Here is a 17,767-nt window from a genome sequence, read left to right on the forward strand (position 1 = left end):
AGACCGCATGCCGTCGCCAGTTATTTCATGTCCCTGGTCACGTCGATGATCGGCTGCTTGCTTGCGGTCGAGAGCTTCAGCAAGCTTTTGCCACCGAGGTCGAGCTGGTTCATGTCCACGACATGGATCGACTGGTCGTCATAGCTCTTCCAATAGAATTTCAGCGCCTGCGGATCGCGCGCCACGGTCAGCATGGTGTAGTCGCTGTGAATCACGCCGTCCGAGACTTCCCGCGCGACGCCGACCGGAATGTCGAAATTGTTGAGGATGTGGAAGACCTGAAGCACGCCATGCGCCGCGTCCTTTTCGGGAATTGCGGTCGCGGTGAAGACCGCCGCGCGGACGAAGCGCGACGGCGGCGAGAAATCGCCCGGCAGGCCCAGCATGCCCGAGCCCTGCCCCAGCGGAAGGAACGACGTCTTATCGATTGTGAGCGGCGGCACGTTGCGCGGATTGAGCGCGATGAAATTGCGCAAATTGGTCATGTGCCAGTCGAAGCTCGGCGAATTGGTCATGACGCCCAGCGGATTATCGGAGACGACCAGCTTACCGCCCAGAGGCTCGATGGCGATGCTCGCGCCGGTCTTGTCATAGACCACATAATGGAAGGGCTGGGGCTCCGGCGGCCAGCCTTTGAGGATCGTCGGGGCCACGAGGACGTCGCCCGACTCGACGGCTTTGCGCACGTCCGCCACCGAGGCGAAACTGGTCAGGACCCAGTTCGAGAAATCCACCATCGACATGGAGGAGGCCCGGTTTTCCGGGGTGGTCGGCGTATAGGAGGCGAAGGTCGGGAAATAGAAGGTTCCGATTGCCAGTCCCTTCTCGTTCAGCCCGTCCATGATGGCGAGATTGTCGAAGCTGATGACGCCGACGGCGGCATATTTCGCGCTCCATTGCTTGCCCGGCCCGAGCGGGGTCTCGCCGGTGAAGGCATAGCCGCGCGGAACCATCACCACCTGGCTTTCGATGAAAATGCCGAATTCGACCGTGCGGCCATGAACGTACGAGCCATCCGCCGTCTTGAGCATGATCCCGGTACATGCGCTCGCGGATGTCGCGGCGGCGAAGCAGGCGGCTGTCGCCAGTGCGGCGGCGCGCTTCAGGACATTTTTTAAATTCATGAAATTCCTCCCAGGAACAAATTTCATCGTCGTGGCCGGGTTCGCGCTGCTTGCCCCCCACCACAGCAACACGACAACCTTGAGCCAGGCCAGTCGTTCCGGCGGGCGGCGTTCAGAAGGCGTTCTTGCCGAACAGCACGGCGAAGGGCGTCATGACGAGAATCTTGAGGTCAAGCCACACCGACCAGTTTTCAATATATTGGAGATCATATGCGACGCGCTGCTCGATCTTCTCGAACGTATCCGTCTCGCCGCGCCAGCCATTGACCTGCGCCCAGCCAGTGATGCCGGGCCTGACGCGGTGACGGGCGAAATAGCCGTCCACGACTTGCTCATAGGCCCTGCCCGCGGCCTTGCCTCGGATGGCGTGCGGACGGGGGCCGACCAGCGACAGGTCGCCGCGCAGGACGTTGAACAATTGCGGCAGTTCATCGAGCGACGCGCGCCGGATGAAAGCGCCGAAGGGAGTCACCCGGGGATCATGGCGCGTGACCAGCCTTTCCGCCGTGGGGTCGCACCGATCAGCATACATCGAGCGGAACTTGAACACTTCGAACCGCTCGTTGTTGAAGCCATAGCGGATCTGCCTGAAAATGACCGGGCCGGGCGACGACAATTTCACGCCGAGCGCGACCAGCGCGAGCAGCGGCGACAGCGCGATGATCAGCGCCAAGGCGACAACAGCGTCGAACATGGCTTTCAGTGCATTGCCCCAGTCGGAAATCGGCTTGTCGAAGACCGGCAGGAAGGGCACGTCGCCGATATGATGATAGACCCTGTCGCGCAGCGTGAGCTTGGTCCCCAAGGCGGAAATGCGCACATCCACCGGCAGGGTCCAAAGCTTCCCCAAAATCTGCAATAGCCGCGCCTCGGCGCTCAACGGGATCGCGACAATCAGGAGGTCGACCTTCTCGTCGCGGCAGAAAGCGTCGAGGTCGTCGAAGGCGCCGAGCAGCCGGTAGCGGCCAATGTCCGAGGGAAGGCGCGCGCGGTTGCGGTCATCGAAAACGCCGAGGATTTGCAGCGCGCCCTTGCCCGACTTCTCCAGCCGCCGGATGGTTTCCAGCGCATGCGCGCCGCCGCCGACCACGACCGTCCGGCGTGCGAGCCGGCCCTGCCGCGTCCATAAGGTGACGGCGCCGGCGAACACCGCCCGCGCGCCGCACCCGGTCATCCAGCCGCCCGCAAACCACAGCGCTGTCCAGCCGCGTAGAAGCTCAGGCTCGCTGAATCCGGCCTGGATGGCGGCGGCGCTCCAAAGCGCCAGGGCCAGCCCGAAGGCCAAAGCGAGGCTGATCGCCTGGCGGCCGAAACTCCCCATGGCTCGGATGGTATAGCAATAGCGCGCCTGCAGAACGGCCAGGCCGATCCCGGTCGTCATGACAAGGCCCGTCCAGAGCCAGACGCCGTCAAGCGAGGCGGTCCGCGACGCGGACAGATAGGCCAGCAGCCCGCTCGCCGGAAAATTCAGAGCGTCGAACAGATGCAGCGCGCCGACCAGCATGGGCTGGGAAATGCGCTCGGCGCCCGGCGCCTGCGCTCCCGGCGGCTCATGCGCGGGGCAGCGCGACGCCGCGCTCAGATCCGCAACGTGAAAAGCCGGATAGGACCAGCTTTCCCTGCGGGAACAGGACGTGGGGTTTTGAGGGGTAAGGCGATCCGCCAGTCCCATGATCGACCAACTCGAAATGTTTACGCCGCCGACAATGCCGGTGGGCAAGTTCTAGCCCCGCTTTGTAAATATCTTGTTTTCCTTAAGCAGATTGCGGGGCGGGATCGCGACGGCAAAACCGGGCGGATGGCGCAAACCTGGGACGCGCAATGCGCGCAAACGCCCGCCCGGGCCGGAAAAATGGCCGAACCGATCGGTTCTGCCGCCTCCTGCGCGGCCAGCGCGCCCAAAAGCCGCCTCCGGCCCCGGTTAAGCACTTGTTTACCATCCTTCGAAATGATTGCGGAAACTCCCCTTCGCCGATCCGCGCGGCCCGCTCTATGACACTGTTCCCGCAAGCTTTCATTTTCCCGGCTCTGGGCCTCGCCTTGACCTGCGCGCCGGCTCACGCGCTGGCGCAGGAATGGCGGTTTTGCGTCGGTGTCGCGCCGGCGGCCCATGAAGCCGTGATCACCGAGGTTTTCGCCAGTTCAGCCGAGAGCGCGCAGCTGGAGCATCGCTTCGAAGCCTATTTCCGCGCCAGAAAGAACCGCGCGCTGACGTTTCAATGTCCGCATGGCGCGAGCGAGCGCGTCGACGCGATGAACGCGCAGACGGCGGCGCTGCAGTTCAACCGGCAAATGGGCTTTTCCGTCAGCAGCCTGCCCTCCCCCGAGGTCGCCGCCGCCGCCGGCCCGGACCTGTAAGATTTTGATCCCTCAATCGGGGATCATCACCACAGCCGTCAGGAAAACGCCAAAGATCACGAAGAGGGCGATCAGGCCGAAAACCATCCAGCGGTCGCCGGACTCCAAGCTCTCCCCTTCCGGTGCGTCGACGGCCTCGCCGACGGCTTCCGCAATCCGCGGCTCCGTCAGGACCGGGATTTCGCGCAGCGGCGCAGCGGGCGGCGGGAGAATCTCGACGAGGGAGGGCGCCGCGACGGGCGTTGGCGGCGCGGCGCGGGGCCGCGGCGGACGCTTCGGCGTCGCCATGGCCTCGCGCGCGGCGGCGTCGCGGGCGAAACGTCCTTGCAGCAGGACGAACAGCCCGCAGGCCAGCGGCAGCGCCAGTTCTAGGGCGGGGGCCTGCGCCTTGACCCAGCCGGCGAACAAGGGATCTCCGACGATCATGCCGCCCGCGACCCAGCCAAGCATCGCCGCGCCGACATCCGCCAGACGGGGATAGGCGCGCAACAGGCTGGAAAAGCCGAAGCTGCCGAAGACGATCAGCGGAATGCTGACGGCAAGGCCGAAGGCCAGCAGCCAGAACTTGCCCCCCGAGACCGCCGCCAGCGCGATGACATTGTCGAGGCTCATCGCCGCGTCGGAGACGATGATGACGCTCGCGGCGGCGAGCATCGAAGCCTGTCCCTCATCCTCGGCGTCGTCGATCTCCGCGCCGCCGTCATCTTCGCCGTTCATCAGGTTGAGCGCGATAACCAGCAGCGGAAGCGCGCTCAGAAGTTGCAGGAACGGCAGCGCCATCAACACGCCGGTCATCGAAGTCAGGATCAGGCGCAGCACGATCGCGCCGGCAGCCCCCATCCAGGCCGCGCGGCGCGCCTGCTTCTCAGGCAGGCGGCGGCAGGCGAGCGCGATCAGCAGCGCGTTATCGCCGGACAGCAGCAGGTCCAGGAGCAGAATTTGCAGCAGAACCCCGAGGGTTGAAGCGGCGGCGGCTCCGTCCATGAAAGATCTTCCGGTTCAGGAGCGGGTCATTTGGCGTCGGTCCGGCCGCGCGCGTCCGGCGGGCCGAATTTCAACGCCTTGAGGAATTCCGCATCCGGCGTCAGCAGCAGCACCGGCGCGCTCTCGGCCAGGGCCTGACGATAGGATTGCAACGAGCGATAGAAGGTGAAGAAGGCGGGGTCGCTCTTCTGCGCGTCCGCCAGCAGCCGGCTGGCCTCAGCCTCGCCTTCGCCGCGCGCGATCTGCGCCGCGCGCTGGGCCTGCGAGAGAATGACCGTGCGGTCGCGGTCGGCGCGCGACTGAATCAGCTGCGCCCATTCGAAGCCCTGCGCGCGCAACTCCTTGGCCTCGCGCTGACGCTCGGACTTCATGCGGTCATAGATCGCCTGGCTGGTTTCCAGCGGCAGATCGGCGCGATGCAGGCGCACCTCCGTGACCTCGACGCCGAGCGGCCGGAACTTGCCGCCGACTTCCGCATGAACTGCCTGGATCACCTCCTGACGGCGCGGCGACAACAGGGTCGGCAAGTTGATCTGGCCGAATTCGCGGCGCATGGCCGTGCTGACCGATTGCGCCAGCTGCGCCCGCGCCTCGGCGACTGAATGTAGGCTTTGATAAAAGCGCAGCGGATCGACGATGCGGAAGCGCGTGTAGACCTGCGCCACGATGCGCTTCTGGTCGCCCAGGATGACCTGTTCCGACGGAGTCTCCAGCAGCAGCAGGCGGGCGTCGTTGACGATGACCGAATCGATGAAGGGCGCCTTGACCTTCAGGCCCGGCGTCTCGACCACACCGACCGGCGCGCCAAGCCGCACCACAAGGGCGTTCTCGCCCTCGCTCACCGTGTAAAGGCTCGACAGGGCGACGACCAGCGCCGCCACGGCGACGACCAGCAGGACGATGAGACCCTTTCTCATTTGCCGCCTCCCGCCGCCGGCGCGGGCGCCGGCCTGATTTCGCTGAGCGGGAGATAAGGCGCGAGCGGCCCGGCCCCCTTGCCGGACGAATCCAGGATCACGCGCGAGGATTTCCGCAGCATGGCGTCGACGCTTTCGAGATAAAGCCGCCAGGCCGTGACTTCGCGCGCCTGTGAATAGCTCTGGTAGATCGCCGTGTAATTCTGCGCCTCGCCCTGGGCCAGGTTGATGGTCTGGGATTTATAGGCCTCGGCGTCCTGCTTGATGCGTTCGGCCTCGCCGCGCGCACGAGGCAGAATGTCATTGGCGTAGGATTCAGCCTCGTTGCGGGCGCGCTCCTGATCGGCGCGGGCGCGCTGAACGTCGTTGAAGGCGTCGATCACCGTGCTCGGCGGATCGACGCGCGACAATTGCACCTGCACGACGCGGATGCCCGCGCCCTCGCGGTCGAGTACGCTTTGCAGTAGGCTCAGCGTCTCGTCGGCCACCTCGCGGCGCTTGTCTGACAGCACCGCCTGGATCGGCGTGCGGCCGACCACTTCGCGCAGCGCGCTCTCGGCCGCGATGCGCAAAGCGGTGTCCGGATCCGAGACCTTGAACAGATATTGCCCGGCGTCCTTGACCTGCCATAGCAGCGAAGCGTCCGCTTCGACGATATTCTCGTCGCCGGTCAGCATCTGCTTTTCGCGCGCGCCGCCGAGCGCGGCGTTTTCCGACTGCCCGAGCTGCATCTGGCGAATCTGCGTGATTTTCGGAAACAGCGCGGTTTCAATCGGCCAGGGCAGATGAAAATGCAGGCCGGGCGGCGCCGTCTCGACCCAGGCGCCGAAACGCAGCACGACGCCCTGTTCGTCCGGCTGGACCTTGTACAGGCCGGTCGAAAGCCAGACCAGAAAGATGAGGCCGGCGAGCAGCGCCCAACCGCGCCGGTCCAGCCGGGGCAGATCGAAAAAGGCGAGAAACTTTTCGCGCACGCCGCCGTGGTGAGCTTCCCGCAGCTGATCTGGCGTCTCATCCATGGCGATTTCGGCCCTGCCCCGCCCGTTTCCGTTCCGCCCCCGGCGGCTCAGCGCTCTTATCACGGCGCCGTGAGCAGAGCGACAAAAATGCTCCGCGTCACAAAATCGCAAAATCCTCGCCGTCCGACTGGACAGGCGAGGTTCGCTTTGCTAAACACCGCCTCGTTCGGCGATGACGAAATGTTTTCGCCGACATTTTTTTCGATGGGGCGCTTAGCTCAGTTGGTAGAGCAGCTGACTCTTAATCAGCGGGTCGTAGGTTCGAGCCCTACAGCGCCCACCATCGAAAAATAACGGACAAGAAATGGCCGGAGGCGATTAGCTCCGGCCTTTTCTTTTCGGGTAACTCATAGGGTAACGATCGGCGGATCGATGCCTTGCCCAGAATTATCCGGCGACGGCGTCCTGCCTTGCTCCCCTCGCAACAATCTTGAGCTTGGTGTCCGGAAACGGTCGCCGTAGCGCCATGGCCACGCCCGTTGGCGCCCGAAGCCAAATGTCGAACTCCTCGTCGTTCGTCAGGATTACCGGCATCGCTTTCGGATAGATCGACGCGCAACGTCCGCATGGGCCTCAGTGGCCAGGAACGCATAAAGGTCGCAAGTAACCTCGCCCTCCTTGGACTTCCAAACCGACGTCCAACTTGTCCAGATCGTCCGCTTGTCGCGAGGATAGCATCAAGTGCGGAATGGTTGGGTAGGCTCTAATTTGCTATTGTGGCCGTGCGACGCTGCCGTCGAGGGCGTCGCTGATGAATGCCGTCGCTGAATTTCATCGACCGCTATTCTTTCGACGCAAAAAGGGGCGGAGACCATGCAGTCCAAGAACCCATTCCGACATCACACCCCCGACGACGATCCGGAGCAGGGCACACCCGGCACCGGGGACGACGTCTGCCCCGAATGCCAGGGAACCGGCAAGCAGCTCGATAAGGAGACAGGCAAGCCGACCGACAGGACTTGCGAACGCTGCGATGGAACGGGGATAATCGTCCAAGGGATTGGTTAGCGTCGCTGGGATCCTTCAGGGCGCCTGCTGCTAGCCCGGGGACCGAAACATAAACGCTCGCCAGTGCATTCGTGGCGGGCGTTGCGGGTTTGCTTGCATCCTCGAAGGGAAAGCTCAAATTGGAATTATGATAGGCGCGCCATTTGTTTACGGCAGTGACGCCTACGGCTGCCGCCCCCAGATTTCGCTTTCTGGTTCACGCTCATCTTCATCTTCAAGATCATCGGCCAAGCTTGCAGCGGATGAAGCGACCAGAGATGGTCGCTTTTTTCGTGTTTTGCTGCGTTTGCCCGCTACGTTGACGGGGAATTACCGATTGGCGAATTTGGTGACAGTAAGCGCGCGGACATCGCTCCCCGTTCCAAGGACGCGTTCCGATTCCCGTCATTCAAAAGTCTGACGCCCTCCTCCCGAAAATGTGAACGGCGCTGGCGTCGCGCTCAAGCAATCCGTGGTAAGGGAAGCGAGCACAGCAATAGTCATTTTAGCACGCAGGATTTCATTTTGACGCATCGTGACAAATTCGGAAGGCTGACTTTCGGCCGCAAATGGGTTCGACATGACGATAGCGAAGCCGCTACCCTGCGGTTGCCCATTACGCTCCCGCTCAAGATTCGACGTTCCGACGACTCCTTTTCGGTCGAGGACGCGACGGGCCGCTCCGTCTCTTTCATCCAATTCGATGACGAGCCCTCGCGCCGCGCGCAGACGCGCCGGTTTTCCCAGGATGAAGCGCGGGAGATTGCGCAAATGATCGCCCGCCTGCTCACGGATGTCGACGCCGAAGCCGGCGCCTCAACCAGCCGGACGATTCCGCTTGAGAATTTGAGCGCCGAGAACGACGAGTAGCGCCCCCCGCTCAGACGCGGCTGGCGCAGGGAATGCCGTTCGCGCGCATATAGGCGAGATCGGCCTCGGTCGCGAAAGTCCTGTCCCATTCATCGAGCCGGGGCTGCATCACCTTGCGGAATAGCGGCGGCGCCAAAGACAGCGCGATCATGGTCAGGTAGCCATGCCAGTGGGCGAGCGTGTCGCCACGCGTTTGCAAGTCGCCGCAGGCCCGGCGCGGATAGATGTGATGGTCCGAATGGCGGCCGACACAGTAAAGCACCGCATTGGTGCCGAAATGATAGACGTCCCATGACAGCCGGGCGTCGAGCGGCTCGCCCTCGACCCGCAACAGGCCGTAATGCTGGACATAATCCGTGGTGGCGAGGAAAAACCTGCCGAGGGCCGCGCCGATGACATAGACGGCAACGCCCTTCAGCCCCGCGATCAAAAAGAAATAACCGGCCAGGGCGGCGCAGATCAGCCAGCCGGTGAGGAAACGGTTGTTCCACGTCCAGAACGACGACCCGCGACGGCTAAGCCGCTCGCGCTCGAAGCGGGCGCCGGCGGCGATATTGCCGATATAAACGCTGACGTAAAAACGATAGATTGAGCCGCCGCGCCGCGGCGTGCCTGGATCGCTGGGAAGCCCCAGATAGCGGTGATGGATGGCCGGATGATGGAGCGCCATCCAGGGATCGCCTCCGAGGCCGCTGAGCCAGCGCGAAAGCTCGACATCGAAAGGCGAATCCGTCCGGTGCAGCAACTCATGCGCCGCGATCAAGCCGAGCGCCCAGTTAAAGCCCTGCGCGAGAATGGCGAGGATGAGGTCAAGCCGCGTCGTCGCCGCCCGCGCGGCGTCGAGATCGACGCCAAGGGGCGCGAACGCCGCCGCGAGATGCAGCGGATCTCCCAGAGTGAAATAATAGGCGAACAAGGTCGCGTTCACGAAGAGCAGCGGCGCGTTGAGCAGCAGCATCGCATTCTGCAAAGCCGCCGGCGGATGGGGATTGTCGGTCCGGTCCTCGCCGCCCAATTCATCCACCAAGGTCGCGAGAATCATGAAAATGGCGACCGGCGCCCAGGTCCAGATCCCACCGGCCAGCAAACCGATCGCCGAGGCCAAAAAAACAAGGTTTTGCGCGGTAAAACGCAGTTGGGCGACATCGGATAATGCGATCTTGTCGCGCAATTTCAGAATCTGCTCGGCCATTGCCCCGTCACTATCCTGCGATCGTCCCGCGCGCGTTTCGACCTTGGACTCTGCCGCAGGGTTTTAATTGTTTTTTGACGATGCAGAAAGTTCCGTTCTTAACATTTCGCTCTCTAATTTGATCCATCCGACGGGGCCACCCGTCGGAAGGGGAGTTTCCGTCTTGAGCGTCATGGGATTCGCGTTGCGGTGGGGATGCAGGCTCGGAGCGGCCGGATTCGCGGCGGGTTTCTTCGGCCCGATGATCTTCACGCCGGGCGCCAACCAGGGGCCGCTGCTCGGCCTGTTCATCACCGGCCCGCTCGGCTTCGTGGCGGGCGCGGTCGGCGGGGCTCTGTTTACGATCTTTCGCCGCTAGCGCGCGCGGCGGCTCCGCCCCGGCCTGGACTGGCATTTTAAAATAAAACAAGGCGTTGAAACAAAGTCCTGAACCAACGCCTCGCTCACAGGGCCGCCAAAGATCACTTGCTGAGACTGGTCTGGATCGTGGACGCCATCGCTTTCGCCTTGGCGGCGTCGGTTTCAGCAAGAGCTGTCTTCGCCATCGCCGCCGCTCCTTCCAGCTTCTTGCGCTGATCCGGCGCGGAATCCGGGATGGCGCCCATGCCGAGATCCTTGCATGGATTGCCCGGCCCGGCGTTGAAATCCGCGCCCGCGGGTCCCTCAAGGCAATTGATCACATGCTGAAGATGGGCCTGGACCATCTTGGTCGAGTCCGCGCCCGCGGCCATTCCGGCATGAGCGGCGGCGGTGGCGATTTGTTTCGTCGCATCCGCGGCGTTAGCCGGCGCGCCAGCCAAAACCGCAAATGCGCCAAAAGCGGCCATGCGCAGGAAAATCCTCATCAGTCCCTCCCCATTTTTCGGCGCCAGCGAAGACGCCCTTTTTGCCTGCGCCGGCTGCGCCGTCACAAGACTCCTTTGGGCAATCGACCCGAGGGTAAAAAGTTCCCCAACCGCAGGAGATTCCAGCAAACCGCGCGATATCCCCAGCGCAACGGAAGCCGCTTGGCGCGCGGGCCAAGGCCCCGTAAAAGCGAAGCTGGGGCAACGGGACCGAGTCATGATCCGCAATGAGCGACTACTGGCGTTTGGAGAAAGATACAGCGATCAGATCCTCACCGGTCTGACGATCTTTCTGGCGGTGCTCCTCTTCGCGCTCGTGCCGCTTCAGGCCACGATCGGCTTCGATTTCACGCCGCTGGGCGTGCTCGTCATCGCCGTCATGGCTGTCGGCGTTTACATGCTTTCCACCCGCTGGATCGTGTTGATTCCCATCGGCATAGCCCTCGTCATGCATTTCTCGTTGCAACTATTCCGCGAGCGACAAGGCGCGCTGCACCCGCATATCTATCTCATCGCGAGCCTGTGGCTGACGCTTTCGCTGACTTTCGCTCTGGTCGTGGCGCGCGCCGTCTTTGCCAAAGGCCCGGTCACGATTCATCGCATCATCGGCGCCATCATGCTCTACATGCTGGTCGCCCTGATCTTCGTTGCGCTTTACCTGTTCGTCGGCGAGGCCTTCCCCGGCGCCTTCGTCAATCTCGTCATCGCGGATAGCCCGCGCCTTGGCGCCGACGCGATCTATTTCAGCTTCACCACTCTGACCTCGGTCGGCTATGGCGACATGTATCCCGTCCATCCGATCGCGCGAAGCCTGTGCAATCTCGAATCGATCTGCGGACAGCTGTTTCCCGCGATCCTGATCGCCCGGCTGGTGTCGCTGCATGCGGAACAGGCGAAATAGCGGAGCGAGGCGAACGGATGGACGTGGATGCGGTCGTCATAGGCGCTGGCGTCATCGGGCTCGCCGTCGCGGGCGTGCTGGCTGAGCCCGGCCGCGACGTATTGGTGATCGAGGCGGAAAAGGCCATTGGCCTCCACACATCCTCGCGCAATTCCGAGGTCATCCACGCCGGGCTCTATTATCCCGAAGCCAGCCTCAAAGCGCGGCTATGCGTCACCGGGCGCGAGCTGCTTTACGACTTTTGCCGGGAGCGCGGCGTTCCGGCGCGGCGGCTCGGCAAGTTGATCCTGGCGACAGAGGAAAAACAGCTCGCGCGGCTGTCGGCCATGCGCGAGCAGGGGCGCAAAAACGGTGTTGACGATCTGGTCTGGCTCGATCGCGCCGCTGCGCGCGCGCTGGAGCCGGAGATCGAATGCGTCGCCGCCCTGCTCTCGCCGTCGACCGGAATTATCGACAGTGCTGCGCTGATGCTGGCGCTGCAGGGCGAGGCAGAGGCCAAGGGCGCGCAAATCATCTTCCGGACGCGGGTCAGTAGCATCGCCCGGCGTGGCGAAGAGTTCGAGGTGAGAACGAGCGGCGGAGAGACGGGCGGCGAGAGCGGCGCAGTCGCCTGCCGGGTCGTGGCCAATTGCGCCGGCCACGGCGCCCATGCCATCGCGCGACATATTGAGGGTTATCCCGCCGCGCTCATTCCGCCCCGTTTTCTGGCCAAGGGCAATTATTATTCGGTTTCAGGCCGCGCGCCCTTTTCCCGCTTGATTTATCCCCTGCCCGTCGAAGGCGGCCTCGGCGTGCATGTGACGCTCGATCTCGTGGGCGGCATGAAACTCGGACCGGACGTCCATTGGGTTGAAGACCTCAATTATGCGCCAATCGCGGGCCAGGAAGAGGTTTTTCGCGCCGCAGTGCTGCCCTTTTGGCCAGGCGTTGCCGAACGGGACATCGCAAGCTCTTATTGCGGAATCCGGCCGAAAATCAGCGGACCCGGCGCTGAAAACGCCGACTTCCGCATCGACGGGCCGGACATCCACGGCGTCAGTGGCCTCGTCAATTGCTTCGGGATTGAATCGCCCGGCCTCACCGCGTCGCTGGCGCTGGCGCGGCTGATCGCGCAAATGGCGTCGCCGCACGAATACAGAAACGTGGGATGACCCGGCGTCACCAGTGGGTGAACCCCTCGCCGGCGCCTGCGCTATGGCCGCCTTTCACATTGCCGAGGATGGTGCCCCGCGGACCGGGCGCGAGCCTTACCTGATTCAATTCGCCAGCCAATTCGGGATTGCGCGCCAGATAACGCCCCACTTCGCGTTCCGCCAGAGCGTCGACCGAGGATTCCGTCACAGCAACCGTACCGGCCCCCGCGCTTCCCGACAGCGCGAGAGCGCCGACACCCGTCACGACCAGCCCCACCTCCGCGACCTTTCCGGCCGTTCGCGCCACTTTCAGCACCTTGACGGATCGCTCGGCGCCCGAGGTCGACTTGTCGATATATTTGTGAAGCAGGTTCGCCGCGTCGCGGACCGCGATCGCCGAGACGATCAAAAGGGCGCGCGCCCCCCAGATCTGACCGGCATTCATCAGGTACATCGCGCGCACCAAAATCTTTTGCGGGCCGTTCCAGATGTCCATGCTCGGGAAATCGGCGCCGCCCAAAAAATCCGACGCCTCGACGACGCCTATCGTCGCCTCGCGCCGGATCCGTGCGATCTCGATATGAAGTTGCATTCCGTCGTCGATTTCGGAGGAAAGCCGTCGAACTTCTCGGTCCAGGGTGCTTTGAACCGGTCCCTGGTCGACCTTTTCGTAATAATTGGCGCCGATGACCTGGGTCGAGAGCAAGGCCTCGCGATCGATCCGTCCCGTCTTGGTCGGAATGGCGTCGCCTCTGGGGCCAAGCGAAAGCCAGACTTCGAAATGCCTCGGGTCCTTGACCCAGCGCGAAGGATCGTCGGCGTCCCTCACCATTTTGGGCGACAGGCGAAGCCATACGCCATGATATTCGAGCGTCTTGCGAACCTTGGCGAGATAATCCGCTTCATCGGGGTTGTCCGAGGTCGGAACGAGCGCCTTCGAATCCAGCAGCAACGCCAAATTCAGACGAACGCAATCGTCGAGCTGGTGAAGCGGGACATAGGCCCGCATCACCTTATCCGCGCGTCGCTTCGCCTCGGGGTCGGTATAGACGAGCTGGCCATAAATTTTCGTCCCTTTGCGGAGGACGTCATTGGCCTCCTGCTGCACAAGGGGGTCGATCACCAAAGCGTCGAGATAAGTCTGCAATTGCATTTGCTGGGCGGCCGTCAACTGCGCGAGGACGGACGCATAACCCGTAGTGGTGAGAACTTCGCCGATCGTCGCCGCCCCAAGGGCCGCCGCACGTTTCCGCGAATCCCCCATGACGCCAAATCCTTTACATCCACTAGCCGATCGCCCCGGCCTCACGGCAGGCGATCGGCGGGGCCGATCATTCTCTCGTCGCCTCCATTGCACAACAAGGATCCACGGCGAGGGTTCAGCGCGTCGCGAAAATGTGACCCAGCGCCATTCAAAGGCGCGCGGAGGAGTCTCAAGGCGCCAAAAAGAAACGGCGGCCTCGCGGCCGCCGTCCGTTTGCTCCCGATGAGCTACCCTCATTCTTCCGAACTGGCGGGCGCGGGCGCCGCCTTGGGCTTGCGGGTGCGAGCGCGCACTTCCGGTTCCGGACGAACCTTCTTGCGCGTCGCTTCGACGATCTCCTTGTCGGGACGCGGCAGCACCGGGCCATCGGGGAAAACGAAGACCAGCTTCGAATCCGCCCCCGAGCCAGCCGTCACGACCCGAACCGTGCCGCCGTTCTTGAGACGGCCGAACAGGACTTCGTCGGCCAGCGGCGTCTTGATATGGGTTTGGATAACCCGCGCCATCGGCCGCGCGCCCATGGCCTGATCATAGCCGCGCTCGATGAGCCAAGTCCGCGCCTCGTCGGACAGCTCGATCGAAACATTGCGATCCGCGAGCTGCGCCTCAAGCTGCATGACGAATTTGTCGACAACCTTGGCGATGACCTCGGTCGGCAGATGGGCGAAGGGCACGATGGCGTCGAGACGGTTGCGGAATTCCGGCGCAAACATGCGGTTGATCGCCTCCACATCGTCGCCGGTCCGCTTGTTCTGGGTGAAACCGAACGCCGCCCTGGCCATATCGGCCGCGCCGGCATTGGTGGTCATCACCAGAATAACGTTCCGGAAGCTGATCTGCTTGCCGTTATGGTCGGTCAGCTTGCCGTGATCCATGACCTGCAACAGGATGTTGTACAGGTCCGGATGCGCCTTCTCGATTTCGTCGAGCAGCAGCACGCAATGCGGATGCTGGTCGACGGCATCGGTCAGCAGCCCGCCCTGCTCGAAGCCGACATAGCCGGGAGGCGCGCCGATCAGGCGGCTGACGGTGTGCCGCTCCATATATTCGGACATGTCAAAGCGCACGAGCTCGACGCCGAGCGAATTGGCGAGCTGGTTGGCGACTTCCGTCTTGCCGACGCCGGTGGGGCCGGAGAACAGATAGCTGCCGATCGGCTTTTCGGCGTCCCGCAGGCCGGCGCGCGCCAGCTTGATCGAGGCGACAAGCGCCGAGATGGCGGCATCCTGCCCGTAAACCACCCGCTTCAGCGTGGCGTCGAGATTCTGCAGCACCGCGGCGTCGTCCTTCGACACGGTTTTCGGCGGAATCCGCGCCATGGTCGCGATCGTGGCCTCGATCTCCTTGACGCCAATCGTCCGCTTGCGCTTCGATTCCGTGATCAGCATCTGCGAGGCGCCCGTCTCGTCGATCACGTCGATCGCCTTGTCGGGCAGCTTGCGGTCATGGATGTAGCGGGCCGAAAGCTCCACCGCGGCCTTGATGGCGTCATTGGTGTAGCGCAGCTTGTGGAACTCCTCGAAATAGGGCTTGAGGCCCTTGAGGATTTCGATCGTGTCCGGGATCGACGGCTCATTGACGTCGATCTTCTGGAAGCGACGGACCAGCGCCCGGTCCTTCTCGAAATATTGCCGGAACTCTTTGTAGGTCGTCGAGCCGATGCAGCGCAGACCGCCCTGGGCGAGCGCCGGCTTCAGCAGGTTGGAGGCGTCCATGGAGCCGCCGGAGGTCGCGCCCGCGCCGATCACCGTGTGAATTTCGTCGATGAACAGGATCGCCTTCTTGTGCTGCTCGATCTCCTTCATGACCTGCTTGAGGCGCTCCTCGAAATCGCCGCGATAGCGCGTGCCGGCGAGCAGCGCGCCCATGTCGAGCGCGAAGACGGTCGCGCCCTTGAGCACTTCCGGCGTCTCACCCTTGACGATCTTCCGCGCGAGCCCCTCGGCGATGGCGGTCTTGCCGACGCCGGGATCGCCGACGAGCAGCGGGTTGTTCTTGTGCCGGCGGCACAAGACCTGGATCGTGCGCAGCACTTCGGCCTCGCGGCCGATCAGCGGATCGATCCGGCCGTCCTTCGCCTTGTTGTTGAGGTTGATGCAATAAGCCTCAAGCGCGGTTTCCTTTTTCTTGGATTCCTGATCCTTGCCTTCACGGCCGGAGTCGCTGCGCTCCGTATCCTCCTCGGCGCCGCGCGGGGCCTTGGCGCCTTCCGCGTGGCCCGGGCGCTTGGCGATGCCGTGGCTGATGTAATTGACTGCGTCGTAACGGGTCATTTCCTGCTCCTGCAGGAAATAGGCGGCGTGGCTCTCGCGCTCCGCGAAGATCGCAACCAGCACATTGGCGCCGGTGACTTCCTCGCGGCCGGAGGACTGCACATGGATCACGGCGCGCTGGATCACCCGCTGGAAGCCGGATGTGGGCTTGGGGTCTTCCTGCAATTCGGTGGTGAGGTTATCGAGCTCGTTCTCGATATAGCCGGTCAGATTCTTCCGCAAAACCTCAAGATCGACCGAGCAGGCCCGCATCACAGCGGCGGCTTCGGCATCGTCCAGCAGGCTCAACAAAAGATGTTCAAGCGTGGCGTATTCGTGCCGGCGCTCGGAGGCGGCGGCAAGAGCGCGGTGGAGGGTCTGTTCGAGGTTGCGAGAGAATGACGGCATAAATTCAACCTCACTTCTTTTCCATTACGCATTGCAGCGGATGCTGATGCTTTCTGGCGTGATCCATCACCTGGGTCACCTTGGTGTCAGCGACTTCATATGTATATACGCCACATTCTCCGACGCCATTATTATGAACTTGCCACATGATACGGTTGGCATCGTCGAAATTCTTGTGAAAAAATGAGCACAATACGCCGATGACAAAGTCCATCGGGGTATAATCATCGTTCAACAGCAAAACGCGATACATGGACGGACGTTGGGTCTGCGTTTTGGTCCGCGCGATGACCGCCGTACCCGTTCCGCTTCCCTGGCCATCGGAGCCAGATTTGCGTCCGCCCTTGCCCGCCATTCGCGCCCCCGCCAGGGGAAGCCGGCGCGTTGCCGGAATGTCGCGCGCCTGGGACATGCGCCTTGCATCGATCCGTTTGGGGTTGCTCTCTCGCGTGGACACCGTCCGTCCTTTCCTCAAGATCCGATGAAATCGCCGTTCCAACCCGCCATGACTCCCATTCAGCACGAAAATTTCGTCTTCATTGCGAGCGCCCGCCGAACCGTCTGAACCCCATCTCCTTCATGCAATTTATGCGCCGCCTGCCAAGTCTGCCAGATCAAGCCAAAAATTTTTAGCCGAATCGCAAGCCTGCGCTTCAATTCTTGCCTGAAACCTAATTGCGGGCCTCATGGAAAATGGAGCCCAGAAATCAACTTGGAAAATTTGACCTCATTAAGTGGCCGGTTTGGAAAAATGGCTTTGCGCGACCCCAATGCCCTGGCGCGCCCCGAGCCGCCATGTCGCTTGTCTGCCTCCGTACAGGTCCGATTTCGCCCAAATTTTCGGCGCGCCGCCCATGGTTGAGACGCTACCGCCTTTATTACGCGCGCCAGCGGGAAACCGATCCACAAAACGCAAAAGAAAAGCCCGGCCACCAGGGCCGGGCTTTCACATTGCGACTCAAACAAACGCTTACGCTACGAAACTCGCGGATGGTTCAGGTCCTGAAAACGCGGAACCGGAACGACCAACAACCAACCAACGCAACATATGGGAGCCGCGCCAGATACGCGACGCGGCGTCCCGATCAGAAAACTCAGGCGGCCGACTTGACCTTGGCGATCGCGCCTTCGACCGGCTTGAACGCTTCCTTGGCGACGCCGACATAGAGCTCGCCGAGCTTGGAAACTTCGGCGACGAAGCCTTCATAGGAGGCCTTGGCGAATTCCTGCTGCAGGGCGATGGCCTGGTCGAACTTGGTCACGCCGAGGAGCTTCTCAACGAAAGCCGAGCCGCTTTCCAGCGAACGCTTGGAATAATCGGTGGTCTCGGCGGCGATCGCCTGGAGCTGCTTGGAAACTTCGGTCGCGGCGGCCTGAATGGCCTCGAACTGGTCCTTGCCGAAAGTCTGATATTGATCGAAATTGATAGCCATTGTCGACACCTGTCGTAAAGGGCCGCTGGGCGGCCTGAGAACCCTGAGCGCGAACTCCCCGCTGCTCATGACGTTAATTT

The 17,767-nt window shown here is 62.7% G+C and carries 16 protein-coding genes, 1 tRNA gene and 1 pseudogene; 5 read left to right on the plus strand and 13 right to left on the minus strand.

What is annotated here, in order from left to right; all coding sequences use genetic code 11:
• Positions 1 to 20: 20 nt before the first annotated feature.
• The gene (locus QZ409_RS00590) at positions 21 to 1,124 is read right to left on the minus strand and encodes a choloylglycine hydrolase family protein (protein WP_296706106.1); all 1,104 of its coding nucleotides are present in this window, start codon (positions 1,122 to 1,124) and stop codon (positions 21 to 23) included.
• Positions 1,125 to 1,236: 112 nt separating this feature from the next.
• A complete protein-coding gene (locus QZ409_RS00595) occupies positions 1,237 to 2,844 on the minus strand; it encodes an undecaprenyl-phosphate glucose phosphotransferase (RefSeq protein ID WP_296706107.1) in 1,608 nt (535 codons plus the stop codon).
• Positions 2,845 to 3,116: 272 nt separating this feature from the next.
• On the opposite strand from QZ409_RS00595, the gene QZ409_RS00600 reads away from it, so the two are divergent.
• Complete coding sequence (locus tag QZ409_RS00600) at positions 3,117 to 3,482, plus strand: hypothetical protein (RefSeq protein ID WP_296706108.1); 366 nt, start codon at positions 3,117 to 3,119, stop codon at positions 3,480 to 3,482.
• A gap of 12 nt (positions 3,483 to 3,494) precedes the next feature.
• On the opposite strand, the gene QZ409_RS00605 is transcribed toward QZ409_RS00600, so the two are convergent.
• Genes QZ409_RS00605 through hflK form a run of 3 tightly spaced genes read right to left on the minus strand, consistent with a single transcriptional unit; the run spans position 3,495 to position 6,402 of the window.
• Positions 3,495 to 4,466 (minus strand): YjbE family putative metal transport protein, encoded by a 972-nt coding sequence (locus QZ409_RS00605; protein ID WP_296706109.1) that lies wholly within the window; start codon positions 4,464 to 4,466, stop codon positions 3,495 to 3,497.
• A gap of 26 nt (positions 4,467 to 4,492) precedes the next feature.
• On the minus strand, positions 4,493 to 5,383 hold the full coding sequence (locus QZ409_RS00610; RefSeq protein WP_296706110.1) for a protease modulator HflC: 891 nt from the start codon (positions 5,381 to 5,383) through the stop codon (positions 4,493 to 4,495).
• A complete protein-coding gene (gene hflK, locus QZ409_RS00615) occupies positions 5,380 to 6,402 on the minus strand; it encodes an FtsH protease activity modulator HflK (RefSeq protein ID WP_296706111.1) in 1,023 nt (340 codons plus the stop codon). Before hflK ends, QZ409_RS00610 begins: the two co-directional genes overlap by 4 nt.
• A 207-nt stretch (positions 6,403 to 6,609) precedes the next feature.
• Here hflK and QZ409_RS00620 point away from each other — a divergent pair.
• Positions 6,610 to 6,685: transfer RNA gene (locus QZ409_RS00620), tRNA-Lys, on the plus strand.
• A gap of 104 nt (positions 6,686 to 6,789) precedes the next feature.
• Here QZ409_RS00620 and QZ409_RS00625 read toward each other — a convergent pair.
• From QZ409_RS00625 to QZ409_RS00635, 3 genes and pseudogenes are all read right to left on the minus strand, one after another.
• A pseudogene (locus QZ409_RS00625) lies at positions 6,790 to 7,043 on the minus strand (SOS response-associated peptidase); the annotation flags it as partial.
• A gap of 751 nt (positions 7,044 to 7,794) precedes the next feature.
• Complete coding sequence (locus QZ409_RS00630; protein WP_296706112.1) at positions 7,795 to 8,160, minus strand: hypothetical protein; 366 nt, start codon at positions 8,158 to 8,160, stop codon at positions 7,795 to 7,797.
• A 109-nt stretch (positions 8,161 to 8,269) separates the two neighbouring features.
• Positions 8,270 to 9,451, minus strand: a complete 1,182-nt coding sequence (locus QZ409_RS00635) for a fatty acid desaturase (RefSeq protein WP_296706113.1) — start codon at positions 9,449 to 9,451, stop codon at positions 8,270 to 8,272.
• 163 nt (positions 9,452 to 9,614) lie between these two features.
• On the opposite strand from QZ409_RS00635, the gene QZ409_RS00640 reads away from it, so the two are divergent.
• The gene (locus QZ409_RS00640) at positions 9,615 to 9,809 is read left to right on the plus strand and encodes a hypothetical protein (RefSeq protein ID WP_296706114.1); all 195 of its coding nucleotides are present in this window, start codon (positions 9,615 to 9,617) and stop codon (positions 9,807 to 9,809) included.
• Between the two features lie 103 nt (positions 9,810 to 9,912).
• On the opposite strand, the gene QZ409_RS00645 is transcribed toward QZ409_RS00640, so the two are convergent.
• Positions 9,913 to 10,296: a hypothetical protein gene (locus QZ409_RS00645; RefSeq protein ID WP_296706115.1), complete on the minus strand. Its 384-nt coding sequence runs from the start codon at positions 10,294 to 10,296 to the stop codon at positions 9,913 to 9,915.
• Positions 10,297 to 10,513: 217 nt separating this feature from the next.
• Here QZ409_RS00645 and QZ409_RS00650 point away from each other — a divergent pair, with 217 nt between their 5' ends.
• Both QZ409_RS00650 and QZ409_RS00655 read left to right on the plus strand, forming a co-directional pair.
• A complete protein-coding gene (locus QZ409_RS00650; protein WP_296706116.1) occupies positions 10,514 to 11,197 on the plus strand; it encodes an ion channel in 684 nt (227 codons plus the stop codon).
• A gap of 17 nt (positions 11,198 to 11,214) precedes the next feature.
• On the plus strand, positions 11,215 to 12,348 hold the full coding sequence (locus QZ409_RS00655; protein ID WP_296706117.1) for an NAD(P)/FAD-dependent oxidoreductase: 1,134 nt from the start codon (positions 11,215 to 11,217) through the stop codon (positions 12,346 to 12,348).
• A 7-nt stretch (positions 12,349 to 12,355) separates the two neighbouring features.
• Here QZ409_RS00655 and QZ409_RS00660 read toward each other — a convergent pair whose 3' ends face one another.
• The 4 genes from QZ409_RS00660 to QZ409_RS00675 all read right to left on the minus strand — a co-directional run bounded on the left by QZ409_RS00660 (position 12,356) and on the right by QZ409_RS00675 (position 17,687).
• Positions 12,356 to 13,594: a hypothetical protein gene (locus tag QZ409_RS00660; RefSeq protein ID WP_296706118.1), complete on the minus strand. Its 1,239-nt coding sequence runs from the start codon at positions 13,592 to 13,594 to the stop codon at positions 12,356 to 12,358.
• A gap of 233 nt (positions 13,595 to 13,827) precedes the next feature.
• Entirely contained in the window at positions 13,828 to 16,254 is a 2,427-nt protein-coding gene (clpA, locus tag QZ409_RS00665; protein WP_296706119.1) for an ATP-dependent Clp protease ATP-binding subunit ClpA, read from the minus strand.
• Between the two features lie 10 nt (positions 16,255 to 16,264).
• Entirely contained in the window at positions 16,265 to 16,609 is a 345-nt protein-coding gene (clpS, locus tag QZ409_RS00670) for an ATP-dependent Clp protease adapter ClpS (protein ID WP_296706199.1), read from the minus strand.
• Between the two features lie 739 nt (positions 16,610 to 17,348).
• Positions 17,349 to 17,687 carry a phasin family protein gene (locus tag QZ409_RS00675; protein ID WP_296706120.1) on the minus strand — a complete coding sequence of 113 codons (339 nt, stop codon included), beginning with the start codon at positions 17,685 to 17,687 and terminating at the stop codon, positions 17,349 to 17,351.
• Positions 17,688 to 17,767: the final 80 nt, after the last annotated feature.

The organism is Rhodoblastus sp. (genome assembly GCF_019449565.1).
Lineage (GTDB): Bacteria > Pseudomonadota > Alphaproteobacteria > Rhizobiales > Beijerinckiaceae > Rhodoblastus.